General features: G+C 48.3%; 12 protein-coding genes and 1 tRNA gene. 8 read left to right on the top strand and 5 right to left on the bottom strand.

Annotation, left to right across the window (positions count from 1 at the left end; all coding sequences use genetic code 11):
* Window positions 1-128 precede the first annotated feature (128 nt).
* Window positions 129-3,392: a pullulanase-type alpha-1,6-glucosidase gene (gene pulA, locus KGP17_RS18015; RefSeq protein WP_223498106.1), complete on the top strand. Its 3,264-nt coding sequence runs from the start codon at window positions 129-131 to the stop codon at window positions 3,390-3,392.
* Window positions 3,393-3,601: 209 nt separating this feature from the next.
* Window positions 3,602-4,156 carry a type II secretion system assembly factor GspB gene (gspB, locus tag KGP17_RS18020; protein WP_218519133.1) on the top strand — a complete coding sequence of 185 codons (555 nt, stop codon included), beginning with the start codon at window positions 3,602-3,604 and terminating at the stop codon, window positions 4,154-4,156.
* A gap of 49 nt (window positions 4,157-4,205) precedes the next feature.
* Here the strand turns inward: gspB and gspS are convergent, their stop codons facing one another.
* Entirely contained in the window at window positions 4,206-4,598 is a 393-nt protein-coding gene (gene gspS / locus KGP17_RS18025) for a type II secretion system pilot lipoprotein GspS (protein WP_172413936.1), read from the bottom strand.
* A gap of 976 nt (window positions 4,599-5,574) precedes the next feature.
* Between gspS and KGP17_RS18030 the strand changes: the two genes are divergently transcribed.
* From KGP17_RS18030 to KGP17_RS18040, 3 genes are read left to right on the top strand one after another with little or no spacing between them, the layout of a single operon-like run.
* On the top strand, window positions 5,575-7,185 hold the full coding sequence (locus KGP17_RS18030) for an ABC transporter permease subunit (protein ID WP_223498107.1): 1,611 nt from the start codon (window positions 5,575-5,577) through the stop codon (window positions 7,183-7,185).
* Between the two features lie 14 nt (window positions 7,186-7,199).
* Window positions 7,200-7,991 (top strand): ABC transporter ATP-binding protein, encoded by a 792-nt coding sequence (locus tag KGP17_RS18035; RefSeq protein WP_059201261.1) that lies wholly within the window; start codon window positions 7,200-7,202, stop codon window positions 7,989-7,991.
* A 34-nt stretch (window positions 7,992-8,025) separates the two neighbouring features.
* Window positions 8,026-9,114, top strand: a complete 1,089-nt coding sequence (locus KGP17_RS18040; protein WP_305801113.1) for a porin — start codon at window positions 8,026-8,028, stop codon at window positions 9,112-9,114.
* On the opposite strand, the gene KGP17_RS18045 is transcribed toward KGP17_RS18040, so the two are convergent.
* Window positions 9,067-9,405 carry a hypothetical protein gene (locus tag KGP17_RS18045; RefSeq protein ID WP_147280991.1) on the bottom strand — a complete coding sequence of 113 codons (339 nt, stop codon included), beginning with the start codon at window positions 9,403-9,405 and terminating at the stop codon, window positions 9,067-9,069. The genes KGP17_RS18040 and KGP17_RS18045 overlap by 48 nt on opposite strands.
* Window positions 9,406-9,892: 487 nt before the next feature.
* Here KGP17_RS18045 and KGP17_RS18050 point away from each other — a divergent pair, with 487 nt between their 5' ends.
* The 3 genes from KGP17_RS18050 to KGP17_RS18060 all read left to right on the top strand — a co-directional run bounded on the left by KGP17_RS18050 (window position 9,893) and on the right by KGP17_RS18060 (window position 12,472).
* The gene (locus KGP17_RS18050) at window positions 9,893-10,681 is read left to right on the top strand and encodes an ABC transporter ATP-binding protein (RefSeq protein ID WP_223498108.1); all 789 of its coding nucleotides are present in this window, start codon (window positions 9,893-9,895) and stop codon (window positions 10,679-10,681) included.
* Window positions 10,682-10,830: 149 nt separating this feature from the next.
* Window positions 10,831-11,538 carry an MgtC/SapB family protein gene (locus KGP17_RS18055; protein WP_021805950.1) on the top strand — a complete coding sequence of 236 codons (708 nt, stop codon included), beginning with the start codon at window positions 10,831-10,833 and terminating at the stop codon, window positions 11,536-11,538.
* 58 nt (window positions 11,539-11,596) lie between these two features.
* Window positions 11,597-12,472 (top strand): LysR family transcriptional regulator, encoded by an 876-nt coding sequence (locus KGP17_RS18060; protein ID WP_172413937.1) that lies wholly within the window; start codon window positions 11,597-11,599, stop codon window positions 12,470-12,472.
* A gap of 109 nt (window positions 12,473-12,581) precedes the next feature.
* Here KGP17_RS18060 and KGP17_RS18065 read toward each other — a convergent pair.
* The 3 genes from KGP17_RS18065 to KGP17_RS18075 all read right to left on the bottom strand — a co-directional run bounded on the left by KGP17_RS18065 (window position 12,582) and on the right by KGP17_RS18075 (window position 13,653).
* Window positions 12,582-12,669: transfer RNA gene (locus KGP17_RS18065), tRNA-Ser, on the bottom strand.
* Window positions 12,670-12,827: 158 nt separating this feature from the next.
* Window positions 12,828-13,157: an osmotically-inducible lipoprotein OsmE gene (gene osmE / locus KGP17_RS18070; protein WP_021805952.1), complete on the bottom strand. Its 330-nt coding sequence runs from the start codon at window positions 13,155-13,157 to the stop codon at window positions 12,828-12,830.
* Window positions 13,158-13,236: 79 nt separating this feature from the next.
* Window positions 13,237-13,653, bottom strand: coding sequence for a VOC family protein (locus KGP17_RS18075; protein ID WP_209529451.1), 417 nt, complete (start codon window positions 13,651-13,653; stop codon window positions 13,237-13,239).
* Window positions 13,654-13,756: the final 103 nt, after the last annotated feature.

Raw genomic sequence — 13,756 nt, forward strand, 5'->3', positions numbered from 1 at the left:
CACCTACGCCCCTCCTCCTCCTAAAGCAGGAGGATGCTCCTCCTTATCATGCAATATCTAATACCACTGCTTTACACATTGATACGATTTTTTACTTTCTATAATGCAAGCCTGATAGGGAATTTAGAATGCTGAAAAATACCTGTAATGCCCTACTTTTCGGCTCGCTCGTCATATTGAGCGGCTGTGATAATAATAATTCTTCAGACGTTAGCCCCGATACCAACAACCAAGAGCCGATTGCACGTCTGCCTGACATAGCCATGCCTGGCGAAGCCGTCATGGCAGGTGAAAACCAGGCGGTCATTCATCTGGTCGATATTGCTGGTATCACCAGCGGCTCCGCCGCTGATTACAGTACCAAGAACCTGTTTTTGTGGAATAACGACACCTGTGACGCCCTGGATAAGCCCTCTGGGGACTGGAATGACACCAGTACAACACCGACAGGCAGCGACAGTTATGGCCCGTATTGGGTGCTACCTCTGAGCAAAACCACTGGGTGTATCAACTTCATTCTGCGTGATGGCACCAATAAGCTGATTGATGCGGATATGCGTTTATCGTTCAGTGATTTTCCGGACAGGACCGTTTCTGCGCTTGCAGGCAGCAGTACGCTTTATGATACCCGTGCCGAAGCTTTCCGCGCGGCCTTCGGGGTGGCTCTGGCTGAAGCCCATTGGGTAGATAAACACACCCTGCTGTGGCCTGCCGGGGAAGGGAAACCTATCGTACGTCTGTACTACAACCACAATGGCAAAGTGGCCGCCAATAGCGAAGGGAAGTTTACCGATCGCTATCTTTCGCTGACACCGAGCAGCATCAACCAGGAACTGGGTTCACGCTTCCCTCACCTTGCGGGTTATGCCGCCTTCAAGTTGCCAGATAATGCAAAAGTAGACGAACTGCTTAGCGGCGAGACCGTCGCCCTGGCCGCCAATCAGGACGGCATCCTTATTTCAGCCACCCAGGTACAGACCGCTGGCGTTCTCGATGATCGCTTCTCAGCCGCAGCGGAAGGCCTGGAATATGGTGCTCTGCTGACTGATTCTGGCGTCACTTTCCGTGTCTGGGCACCCACGGCCCAGCAGGCAGAACTGGTGATCTACAGTGCGGATAAAAAAGTCATTGGTAGCCATCCGATGACCAGAGATAACGATTCCGGTGCCTGGTCATATCAAGGAAGTCATGACCTTAAAGACGCTTTTTATCGTTACGCCCTGACCGTTTATCATCCGCAATCGCGCAAAGTGGAGCAGTATGAGGTCACCGACCCTTACTCCCATAGCCTCTCCACGAACTCCGAATACAGCCAGGTCGTGGATCTCAATGACAGCGCGTTGAAACCAGAAGGCTGGGACGGCCTGACAATGCCACACCCACAGACCAGCCAGGCTGATATTGCCAAGATGGTCATCCATGAGTCGCATATCCGCGATCTTTCCGCCTGGGATCAGACCGTTCCTGAACAGGTACGGGGTAAATATCTGGCGTTGACTGCCAGTGACAGCAATATGGTGCAGCATCTCAGACAGCTTGGGCATGCGGGCGTAACCCACATTGAATTGCTACCGGTGTTTGATCTGGCAACCGTCAATGAGTTCAGCGACAAAGTGGCGGATCTCACCCATCCATTCAGTCGGCTTTGTGAACTGAACAGCGCCGTTAGGCAAAGCCGTTTTGCTGGCTACTGTGGGAGTTCAACCACCATCGGTGATGTACTAGAAGAACTGAAACAGAATGACAGCCAGGACAATCCGCAGGTGCAGGAATTGAATGGCTATGTGGCCCAGACTGACTCCTATAACTGGGGTTATGATCCGTTCCATTACACGGTGCCTGAAGGGTCTTACTCTACCAATCCCGAAGGCACTGCCCGCATCAAAGAGTTTCGTACCATGGTGCAGACCATCAAACAGCAACTGGGTATGAACATCATCATGGACGTGGTTTATAACCACACCAATGCGGCTGGCCCAACGGATCGCACCTCGGTGCTGGATAAAATCGTGCCCTGGTATTATCAACGTTTGAATGAAACTACGGGCAGTGTAGAGTCGGCCACCTGCTGTTCCGACTCGGCCCCCGAACACCGGATGTTTGCCAAACTGATTGAAGACTCTCTGGTGGTCTGGAGCCGAGACTACAAGATTGACGGATTCCGCTTTGACCTGATGGGCTATCATCCGAAAGCACAAATCCTGGCGGCCCGGGAGAAAGTAAAATCGGTGAACCCCAACGTTTATTTCTTTGGTGAAGGTTGGAATTCAGGTCAGGACGATCGCTTCGAAATCGCTTCGCAGATCACGTTAAAAGGCACCGGCATTGGCACCTTCTCCGATCGTCTGCGTGATGCTGTTCGTGGAGGCGGCCCGTTTGACTCTGGTGATGCCTTGCGTCAAAACCAGGGGGTGGGTAACGGTGCCGGAGTATTGGCTAACGAGTTAACCCAGCAAAACGAGGATACCGTGCGCCATCTGGCCGATCTGACCCGTCTGGGCATGGCCGGCAACCTGGCTGAATTCCTGTTGATCGATAAAGACGGCTCCGTCAAAAAAGGCAGCGAAATTGACTATAACGGGGCGATTGGGGGTTATGCCAACGATCCGACCGAAGTGGTCAACTATGTTTCCAAACACGACAACCAAACCTTATGGGATATGATCAGCTACAAAGCCGCACGTGAAGCCGATCTCACCACTCGCGTACGCATGCAGGCGGTGTCACTGGCCACTACGTTGTTGGGCCAAGGGCTGGCATTCGATCAACAAGGCTCTGAACTGTTGCGTTCCAAGTCATTTACCCGTGACTCATATGATGCCGGGGACTGGTTCAACCGTGTGGATTACAGCTATCAAGACAACAACTTCAACGTTGGTATGCCACGCATCAGCGATGACGGTGACAACTATTCGCTGATCGCCAGCGTAAAAGATGCTGTTGCCACACCTGGCCAAACAGAGATCGCGCAGATGAACTCGTTCTATCAGGAACTCACGCAACTGCGCCAATCCTCGCCTCTGATTGCCTTGGGTAGCGGCCACGAAGTGATGAAACGTGTCGATTTCCGTAACACGGGCGCAGAACAGCAACTGGGCTTACTGGTAATGACCATTGATGACGGAGTTCAGGCCGGAAACGATCTTGATCCCCAAGCCGATGCGTTAGTCGTTATCATCAACGCAGCGCCGGAAGCCAGAACGCTTAATGACTTTACCGGTGAAAATCTCACCCTGAGCGCAATCCAACAAAACCTGGGAGACCGCTCACTCGCCTCCGGTGTCAATATTACCGCAGAGGGCAGCGTTACAGTTCCCGCCTGGTCGGTAGCCTTGTTGGTCAAACAACAAGTCTCTGCCCAGGGCGCAGGTTTGCCTGTAAGCAGTAAATAAAACGGTCCGTTTCGGGTCACCATCAGGTGGCCCGAAACGAGAGGTTACACCCACTGAGTCACATCACTCCCGAATAAAAGTACAATGCTATTGACCCGAGTTTTCGGGCAGGATATACCCTTGATACTTTGGCTTTGCTCAAGCGTTGGCGACACGCCAATAAACAACCTCTGGCTGTAGAAATCAGCGTTTATTAAAGGTTCAAGGATGTGGACAATAAATCGAAAGTAGAGCTAGAAGCCAGCGTTCACCCCGCCAAGGGGCTGTTTATTCCCCGCTATCTGCTGCCAGTGTATGCATTGCTGTTAATAGCGATAGGCTGGTTTTCCGGACAGCACTGGCGTAACAACGAAGCATTCGCCGCCCCCACGTTGACTCAAGTTGCCCCCTCTGCCGTGGTAAAAATGGAGCTGCCCAGGCATACGGTCACCAACGCTGATAGAGAAACTGCGCATGATGAAAATAAACCAGCGCAACAAGTGGGATCAGATAATAAAGTCCCCCCCTCCTTAGCCAGTGATGAATTAGCCCCTTTAAGATACAGCGCGCACGTTTACGCATCGGAAGATGACAAACGCAGCATCACGCTGAACGGTCAGCGTTATCAGGAAGGAGACAGCCCTGCCCCCAACCTTACGATTGAGCAAATACAACAGGACGTGACCATCTTTAACTTCAATGGCGAGGTATTCACACTTGACGCATTAGAGGATTGGCCGGGCGGCAAGGTGGATAGCGACAGCACCGCTGAAGAGTCAGAATAAAGCTTACCACTAGCCCGTACACTGGGCACAGGACACCAAGTTGGTGTCACTAACTGCTTTTTTCTGCACGCAGTTCGTCGGTAAAAGGTGCCAACAGGCTGTTAAAGCTGCTGCACTTGGTTTGTTCCGGCGTGTTGTCTCTCATCAGGCTTTGATAAATTTCCTCGCTACGCTGCGGCAAAGCCCCGTAGCCAGCGCTATTCCAGCCTCGTTGTTTGGCGACTTTGTAGGCAACCTTGTCAATGACCGCATCGCTGGGTAAATCACTACGATTACACTTATATTTCAAATACTTGGTACTGGCAATCACTGAAGCCAGCTGTTCTACCTGTTCATTAAGGGCGACAGGCTCCTTTTGCAGAGAAGAACGGGGTTGCTGACAACCCGCCGTTACCAGCAAAAGCAACACAGGGACAAGACGAAAAATCTTAGTTAACTGCATGATAATAATAATCTTATCTTGATTAAGTGGGTCTATTTTAACAAATCCCCCAGCACTGTCACTGGCTAGAGAGAAAAGTTTTCCTTATTGCGATCCCGCTTGCAGATTCATTTTCAGTGCTTTGCATTTTACCTCGTCGCCACACAAGTAGAGCACTGCGCGCAACAAGCACCGTGTTCCGTTGGAACCAAGAACCATTGAGATCTTGGAAGGTATGTGGGGATGACAAGGTGAGTTGGTGTTCTCCCTCCTCCCCCGAACTTCCTGGAAGCTCGGGATCATCAATAATACGCGTAACTCAAGTAAAAAAGTTATATTTTGCCACGTTAAGAAACATTCATCCTAGCTATATAGGCTTCAATTTTTTGATGTCCTTGTCTATCTAACAATATCTCCCTCATCATTTTAATTTATGGATATATCTTTTAAAAAATCTATTTTCATCCTGTTACACATACAATAATGAAAACCATCACATCTACTTGCTATTCATTATGTTCAAGCATTACTATCTCACCGCTTTATTCTCACCACGGGGGCCTTATGGACGATGGAAGTTTTAGTTTTAGCTTAGTACTACTGGATAAATTTCAGTAATGTAGTTCATGCTACATTCTGAAATAAACAGAATGTAGACAATCAATCAACGGCTTATCAGCAACGTCCTGGCACTGCCTATGTGCCTTGGCATCTGATAATACCGGCTTGTCATGCCTGTTCCTGTAGTATTCATCGTTCACCATCAGCGTAACAATCAGCAAATTAATTTATCTCAAGCTATATATGTTCGTTTAAAACGGAGGCGCTCGGCTTTATCAAGTTGACGTTCCCGCCGGTTTTTTGAGAAATTTATGGGATTGGTATTATGCAAAAAAGCAGAAGTACATCTATTTCTAGAAAGTACTATCTAAATGACCTTATTGTTTTTGTAATAGCATCATTGGTCATCGTCTTTCTTATCCGTGCCTGGGGGGACATGCACGGCTCGTTCGATGAACACAACGTGGGTGCCATTAGTCTGGATACCTGGAATCTTTTCTATTACTCACTAAGAACGACAATGCGGTTTGCCATCGGCATGATTTGGTCATTGTTATTCTCCATTGTCTTTGCCGTCCTGGCGGCACGCTACGTGCCGTTACGCAGGGTGATATTACCTTTCGTCAACTTCATGGAATCAGTACCCTTGGTGGGCTTTTTAACCTTCACCACGGTGTATTTTCTTGGCCTGTACCCACACAGCGTGATGGGGCTGGAGTGTACCGCTATCTTTGCGGTATTTACCGGCCAGGCATGGAACATGATGCTAACGTTGTACCAGACGCTGCGCATCGTTCCAAGTGAACTGGATGAAGCCGCACGCAGTTTCAACTACAATCCATGGCAACGTTTCTGGCGGTTAGAGTTTATCTATTCCGTACCCGGATTATTGTGGAATGCCATGGTGTCACAATCGGCAGCATGGTTCGCTCTGGTGGCGTCGGAGGCGATCCCGGTCAACGATAAATCGGTGGCGTTGCCTGGTGTAGGTTCCTATATTGCCGAAGCGCTGGCGCAGCAAAACCTGCACGCTATTCTGTTTGCCGTGATCACATTAGCGGCCAATATTATCGTGCTTGACCAATTGGTTTTCCGCCCGTTGGTGCGCTATACCTCCCGTTTCAAATACGAAGATGTTAGCGCCAATAAAACTGAAGGCAGCTCATGGTTTTATAACTGCCTGAGCTATTCCCATCTAGGATCAATGTTGTCAGCGGCCCTACGCATGCTGGCTGATGTATGGCTATTTAAGCTGCCGCAGATCTGGTACGGCCTTGGTTTGCACAAGCTGTTTCGCATCACCGCAAAAGCCAACTGGCTGTGGCGTAGCACTTGGTATCTCGCGGTGGTCATGGCCTGTGCCTGGTTTGGTTATCAACTGTGGGAGTATTTCCCAAAGCAATACTTCGCCATGATGCCTGAATGGATGCTGCTGACTACTGCGCGTGTAGTGGCTGCAATGGTGCTCAGTATCGTGATTTTCACCCCACTCGGCGTCTGGATAGGGATGAATCCACGCCTGGTGAAATTCTTCCAGCCGATCATTCAAATCCTGGCTGCTATCCCACCCAATATTTTCTATCCTCTGATCGCCGCTTTTATCGCTGTTTATCATCAGGATCTTGGCTGGTGGGCGATTCCAATGATCATGCTCGGCACGCAGTGGTATGTGTTGTTTAACGTCATTGCCGGCGTCACGGCAATCCCATCACATATCACCGAAGTCAGCGAAACCTTCGGTTTACGGAGTTTCAAATGGTGGCGTTACTATATGCTGCCCGCGATTTTCCCCTACATCGTTACCGGCATTATTTCTGCAGCAGGCGGTGCCTGGAATAGCGCCATTGCAGCAGAAGTCATTCAATGGGGAACTACCACGATCAGTACTACCGGGCTGGGCGCTTTTATTTCAGTCGTGACCGATGCCGGTAAAAATCCGGAATCCGCGCTGGGCTGTGCTGCCATGTGCTCACTGGTGGCGTTATGCGTAATCTTTATCTGGCAGCCACTGTATCGCGTTGCAGAAACCAAATTCAAATATGATTAATGCAGGGAAATTAAATGACTATTCAAGAAGTGGTACTCAGCGCCAAGCAGGTAAACAAAGCCTTCATTGGAGAAAACAAGCTCCCCAAGGAAGTACTGCGCGACGTGGATCTGAATGTTCACAAGGGGGAGTTCGTTACGATCCTTGGGCAGTCAGGTTCTGGCAAATCAACGTTGATGCGCATATTTGCCGGCCTGATTTTCCCTGATACCGGCACGGTATCGCTGGCAGGAAAACCTATCGAAGGACCCAATGCCGATATCAGTATGGTATTCCAGTCTTATGCTCTTTATCCGTGGCTCACGGTGTATGACAACATCGCCTTTGGCCTGATCGCACAAGACTTGCCACCGCAATTGATCGACAAAAAGCTGAAAGCATTACTCACGCTGGTTGGCCTGAATGGGTATGAGAAAGCCTGGCCCCGTCAACTTTCCGGTGGTATGCGCCAGCGCGTAGGTTTTGCCCGAGCATTAGCCGTGGAGCCCAAAGTTTTGCTGTTGGATGAGCCCTTTTCTTCTCTTGATATCTTTACCGCACAGAAACTGCGGATGGATTTAATGAATATCTGGACGAACAAAAAAAATAATATCAGCGCCATCATCATGGTGAGCCATGACATAGAGGAAGCGGTCATGATGTCCGACCGAGTCGTCATTATGGATGCCAATAAACGGCAAATCACCGATGAGATCGTTATCGACAGGCCAAGAGAATCACGAGGCAGACAGAATATGGCAGCCATTATTGATGAAACCAGCGATCGTTTGTATAAGAGAATTGCGATATCACAAAAAGCATCATAGCTTTCAACGTATTTATTAACATCAGGTTATTGAAATGAAAAAAATAATGCACTTGGCTGTATTGGGGTTACTATTGCCAGTAGCCAGCACCACGTTAGCTGCAGAAATCGTAAATAAAGACGGCAATAAATTGGATTTATATGGGCAGATTAATGGTGTTCATTATTTCAGTAATAATGCTGGCAGCAGCGGCGATCAATCCTACACTCGCTTTGGCTTTAAAGGCGAAACACAAATTAATGATGACATCATTGGATACGGCCAATGGGAATATCAGATTGGGCTGAACGGAGCGGAAAGCGGCGAGCAAAGTGGTAACTACACGCGGTTGGGTTTTGCCGGGGTGAAATTCGGCCCGTTTGGCAGCATCAGCTATGGGCGCAACTACGGTTTACTCTATGACGTGGGAAGCTGGACCGATGTATTACCCGAGTTTGGTAATGACAGTTATGAAGCTGCCGATAACTTTATGACCAGTCGGGGCAACGGTATGTTGACCTATCATAATCAGGGTTTGGGGGGGATTATTGATGGCCTGAATATTGGCATGCAATATCAGGGAAAGAATCGGGGCGACGACGCCCATCACACGCAAGACCTGCAGACACAAAACGGCGACGGATATTCCTTCTCCACGACCTACGACATGGGTTGGGGACTGAGCGCTGGCGGTGCCTACGCCAATTCGGATCGTACACAGGCACAGCGTAGTTTTGGTCTGGCCAATGGCGATCGTGCCAGAGCCTGGACTCTGGGCCTGAAGTACGATCGGGATAACCTCTATCTGGCAGCAAACTATACCCGCACTCAGAACATGACCTACGTAGAGGGTGGCAACTACACCGGCTTTGCACCAAAGGCAGATGCCGTCGAAGCCGTGGCGCAGTATCACTTTGATTCTGGCATCACCCCTTCTCTTGCCTATTTGCAGTCACGTGGGCGTGACCTGCCTGGCATCGGTGATACCGATCTGGTCAAGTATATAGATATGGCGCTGGGTTATAGCTTCAATGCCAATATGTCAGCCTATGTAGAGTACAAACTGAACCTGCTGGATAAACACAATGCAGCCGGTTTAGGTTCTGATGATGTCGTTGAAACGGGGATTATGTACCAGTTCTGAGAAGTTAAGCGCTGAAACCCATGCCTGATGAGGTTTGACCTCATTGGGCTTTTTAGCGTTTTTGAATGGGTAAAAGCTAGCAAGCAAGACATATGAATGAAAGTTAAAAACAGTGAATACAATCATATTAGCCGTTTCTTTCCCCATTCCACATTGCCAATAGGCATTTCCCTCTGAAATTAGAGTATTTTTCATAGCGACGCCAAAGATAACAATCACCACGTTGACTGCATTACCTTCATTTAACGTTTTAGTTTCACTTCCAATGCTCCGGGGTTTATAGTCAACCACTCATTTAAACTCCAATCTCGTTGATGCTGTGTTTAGTTTAAACATCCCTTGCGATATCCATTAATATTAAATTACATTTTGCAGTTATAAAACATCACTCAGTTATTGAGCTTCCTGACCCTTGTGGGTACTATGAGACTCCGATTTGATACAGGATAAAATTATGGACACCGACGGTTCGTTATTCATTGGTTTGTTGAGCCTGCTGGAGGCTTAGGCGCAATAGTCATTTTACTGCGTCCTGAAAAGTATTCGTATGTGACGTCATCACGTTACAGCTGCACTTTATTCTCACCTCCTTCAGCGCCTTATACTAGGCGATCCTAAGCTGACAGCATCTCTCAATAACCAGAATTCAACTTATTAATCAGACCAATAAGACCGCTGGCATTCTCTAGTGTATATTTTCACGTCTGGATGTTTCTGTGAAAAACTCAGCGGCATATCCTATTCACCTATTTATTTTTTAAAAGATAACCAAGGAAATATGATGGCCAAGAAAAAAATATTACTTACTGTCAGCAACGTGAGTAAGAGCTTCCAACCTACGACCCAAAAATCACATTTGGTCCTTAGTGATATCGACCTCAACGTCTATGACAATGAAGTGATCAGCGTATTAGGGAAATCCGGCTCGGGCAAATCCACCCTACTGCGGATCATCTCAGGTTTGATATCTCCTGATTTTGGGGATGTCATGCTCGGTGAGGACAAAGTCTCAGGCCCTAACCCACAAATCAACATGGTTTTCCAGAACTTTGCTATTTTCCCTTGGTTAACCGTTTATCAAAATATCGCCTTTGGATTGCAGGCACAGCATTATTCCCAAGACACCATCGACAAACAGGTGATAAAAATGCTGAACCTGATTGGTCTGGAAAAATACCGCAATGCTTTCCCACGAGAACTTTCCGGTGGTATGCGCCAACGGGTGGGGTTTGCCCGTGCGCTCGTCGTCGAACCTGCGTTGCTGTTACTGGATGAACCTTTCTCTTCCCTGGATATTTATACCGGAGAAAATCTACGCAACGACCTAATGCAGATCTGGTCGACGCGGCAAATAAAAACTCGCTCCATGATTTTAGTAACCCACAGCATAACAGAAGCCGTAATGATGTCAGATCGGATTATTTTGCTAGGTTCAGACCCCGGTACCGTTACTGGAAATTATGAAATCACCCTGCGGCGTGAGGAGCGGAACAAACGCTCAATGCAAAGCCTGATCGAAGAAATCAGCGCTGAGCTAAGCCAGCAAATTGCTACTTCGGTCTATTAAAGCCCGGCCTGTATAAACGCCACTGCTCCGCGTCTGCCAGGCAGAATATCAATTTTTAATCGCTGACTGGCAGATGAAAAGTCTGCCATTTTAACTACCTGTTTATCAAGGACTACCTTTTTATCGGTGTTTCATGATAAGCAGATAACATGTTGGTTTTTATCATGCATTTTATTCAAACATTAATAACGCTATCAACAGCATCTTTACTTGGCGCAATTATTGGCTATGAAAGACAGTTCCGGCAACGCACTGCCGGGTTACGCACCAATACACTTGTTGCCACCAGCGCAGCTATCTTTGTCCATCTGGCCATGACCATTGATGGCAGTGGGGGGGCGGTAAGAGTGATTTCTTATGTGGTTTCTGGCGTCGGTTTTCTCGGAGCCGGGGCAATCATGAAAGAAGGAATGAATATCCGCGGTCTGAACACAGCGGCTACGCTGTGGGGATCGGCAGCCGTCGGTACCTGCGCGGGTTGTGCATTATATGGAGATGCACTGGCCGCTACGTTATACGTACTGGCTGCCAATACACTGCTGCGCCCGATCGTCAATATGGTCAACAAACAACCCTTCAGCGATGTTAACGGTGAATCCACCTACCAGATCTGCGTGATTGCATTTGAACACGAGCAACGCGAAGCGTTAGCCAAATTCAAACAGGTGATGCAAGCCGAAAACTGCTTTATCTCGCACCTGGATATTGAGCCTTTTGGCGATGATGACGTAGAAATCACCGCAACTCTCATGCCCGCCTCTGTCACTACTACGGTACTTGATAAAACCGTCAATACTTTACTTGGCGATAGCATGATGAAACAGGCCTATTACAGCAGAATTTGTGGCTCTGGTTAAAAACGTCATACAGCCCCCTTTTACACCGCCAATTCAAATATGAATGAAGAGACTGATTATGAAAAGTATGCCGAAATTATCTCATCTGACTACTTTTAAAGAAATTATTTACTGCGGTAGCTTACATGAAACATCAAAAAAGCTGGCTATTTCACAACCGACACTCAGCCGTATTATTAAAGAACTTGAAGAAAATATTGGCTCGCGTCTTTTGGAACGCAGCAACCGCGGTGTCCGGCTCACTGCGGTAGGTGAAGCATTTTTTCAACGCATTGACGCTATCACCAATGAGTTAAGAAATACCATTTATGAATTCCGTGGACTGAAAGAAACCGGAGAGAAATTCTTGCGCTTAGGCATGAGCACCTACCCACTGCTATGCTATCTCCCCGAGGCACTTGAGATCTTTAATCAGCGTTATCCACACACCCGCATTATCGTGATTGAGGATTGCTCCGAAGAGTTGATTGCCAAGTTGAGAAATAACGAATTGGATCTGGTGGTCTGCAACCTCAGCGAGGGGATTAACAGTGTCGATCTGGTAACGCAGGACTTCAAATGTGAGACGTTTTCGCTTTATCAAGGGAACAATCACTCCTCTGATGAGCTGCCGCTGGAAGAAACAAAGTGGGTAGTTCCACATTCCTGTACTGCAGGCCGTTTAGCAATGCAAGACTCCTCTTTCCCGTGCACGCAGCAGGGTAATGTCGTGGAAACTGACTCTTTCCTCGCCACCTGGTGTCTAGTGAAACAACAGGGTTATCTCGCGCTATTAAGCGATCGTGTTGTGGAGCATTACAGCCCACAGCTGAACCTCAAGAAAAAATCTGCTGAAGATATCAATATCAGCGCATGCTTTTATATTATTAAACGTGACGAGCCCATGACATCGTCTATCACTAACGATTTTACCGAGATCCTGATGGCAATGTGAACACGCGGAAAATCACCTGGCGAAGTGGTGCAAGCGCCTGGAAAGTAAAGACCTGAAGGCCATCTGAAAACGAAAAACCCCAAGCTCTTACGAGCTTGGGGTCTGTATTTGGCGGAAGGACAGAGATTCGAACTCTGGGAGCTGTTACACTCGACGGTTTTCAAGACCGTTGCCTTAAACCACTCGGCCATCCTTCCAATGGGCGCAGATATTAACGGTACCGTTATGAAATGTCTATCGTTTTGACGTAAAAAAATGCGTCAAAACGCTCGTTCGCTTAAATTTCAGACCAATTGCGCTTAAAAAAACCAGAGCCCCGCATCAGCGAGGCTCTTTTCGGACAATAAGCAGGCAGTTATTTAGGTTGGGTATCGTACTCTGAACAACTCTGATACCCCTTGTTCATCACGTGGCCCGTGTCGTTGAAGCTGACAAAATAGGTCTGTGCTTTGCCGTCCCGTGGTGCCACGGCATAAGTATCACAGGTACCCTGCGCATGGATCAGGCTGGCTGAGGTTGATGGTGGCCCGGCAATTGCGCGCACTTGCTGTTTAGTCATCCCGACTTTTACATCGCTTACCACAGGCTCGTTCACATAGCTCGCGGCCCTGTCGTAAGTGGTACACCCAGTCAGTACGGTAAATAGCGCCGCAGTACATCCGGCCAAAACCAGTTTCATTGTCATAGCTTATCTCCTTAGCATGCTTATTGTTATGTAAGTGTAGAAGCTAAAAGGCTTTTATGCCAATAATGCGTTGCCGCTGTTAATAGTTGGCCCAGATACCCGGCGTCACCAGTTCCAACAGGTGGCCATCCGGATCGCGGAAATAAATGCTCTCCGCACCCTGCTCCCAACGCATACGCCCTTCTATCTCAACACCGTGTTCGGCCAAATGCTGCTCCCACAGGGGTAACTGGGCCTTGCTCACGGCCAAACCAAGATGTTGTGGGCCGCTGCCGTCATGAGGGGGAATATAGCCTCCCGGATACTGAGCGCCGTTCAGCGAATCTCCGGCAACAAACAGCAGCAACACGCTTTGATCGGAGATGTTATAGGCCCGGAAACGCTCGTTCGCGACCATCGCTTGCAGTTGCAACACCTGCTGATAGAAGGCTGCGGCACGTTCGATATCGTTAACATACAACACCGTCTCAATCACACGCTCAATCTTAAGTTCCATACCAACCTCCTGATTTATCAATTTATAAACAGGGTAGGCAGGTACGGACTCAGCAGAATAGCAATCAGTGCCGCGTGAAGATCAATCTGTGCGGCTGGCGAAC

Source organism: Serratia sp. JSRIV001 (genome assembly GCF_019968745.1).
Taxonomy (GTDB): domain Bacteria; phylum Pseudomonadota; class Gammaproteobacteria; order Enterobacterales; family Enterobacteriaceae; genus Chania; species Chania fonticola_B.

Bases quoted from the DNA above. Each gene is read 5' to 3' on its own strand.
- osmE (WP_021805952.1), bottom strand. From the start codon at position 13,157: ATGACAATGAAACTGGTTTTGGCCGGATGTACTGCGGCGCTATTTACC.
- KGP17_RS18050 (WP_223498108.1), top strand. From the start codon at position 9,893: ATGATGGCCAAGAAAAAAATATTACTTACTGTCAGCAACGTGAGTAAG.
- KGP17_RS18075 (WP_209529451.1), bottom strand. From the start codon at position 13,653: ATGGAACTTAAGATTGAGCGTGTGATTGAGACGGTGTTGTATGTTAAC.
- gspS (WP_172413936.1), bottom strand. From the start codon at position 4,598: ATGCAGTTAACTAAGATTTTTCGTCTTGTCCCTGTGTTGCTTTTGCTG.
- KGP17_RS18035 (WP_059201261.1), top strand. From the start codon at position 7,200: ATGACTATTCAAGAAGTGGTACTCAGCGCCAAGCAGGTAAACAAAGCC.
- KGP17_RS18055 (WP_021805950.1), top strand. From the start codon at position 10,831: ATGTTGGTTTTTATCATGCATTTTATTCAAACATTAATAACGCTATCA.
- pulA (WP_223498106.1), top strand. From the start codon at position 129: ATGCTGAAAAATACCTGTAATGCCCTACTTTTCGGCTCGCTCGTCATA.
- KGP17_RS18060 (WP_172413937.1), top strand. From the start codon at position 11,597: ATGAAAAGTATGCCGAAATTATCTCATCTGACTACTTTTAAAGAAATT.
- KGP17_RS18040 (WP_305801113.1), top strand. From the start codon at position 8,026: ATGAAAAAAATAATGCACTTGGCTGTATTGGGGTTACTATTGCCAGTA.
- KGP17_RS18030 (WP_223498107.1), top strand. From the start codon at position 5,575: ATGCACGGCTCGTTCGATGAACACAACGTGGGTGCCATTAGTCTGGAT.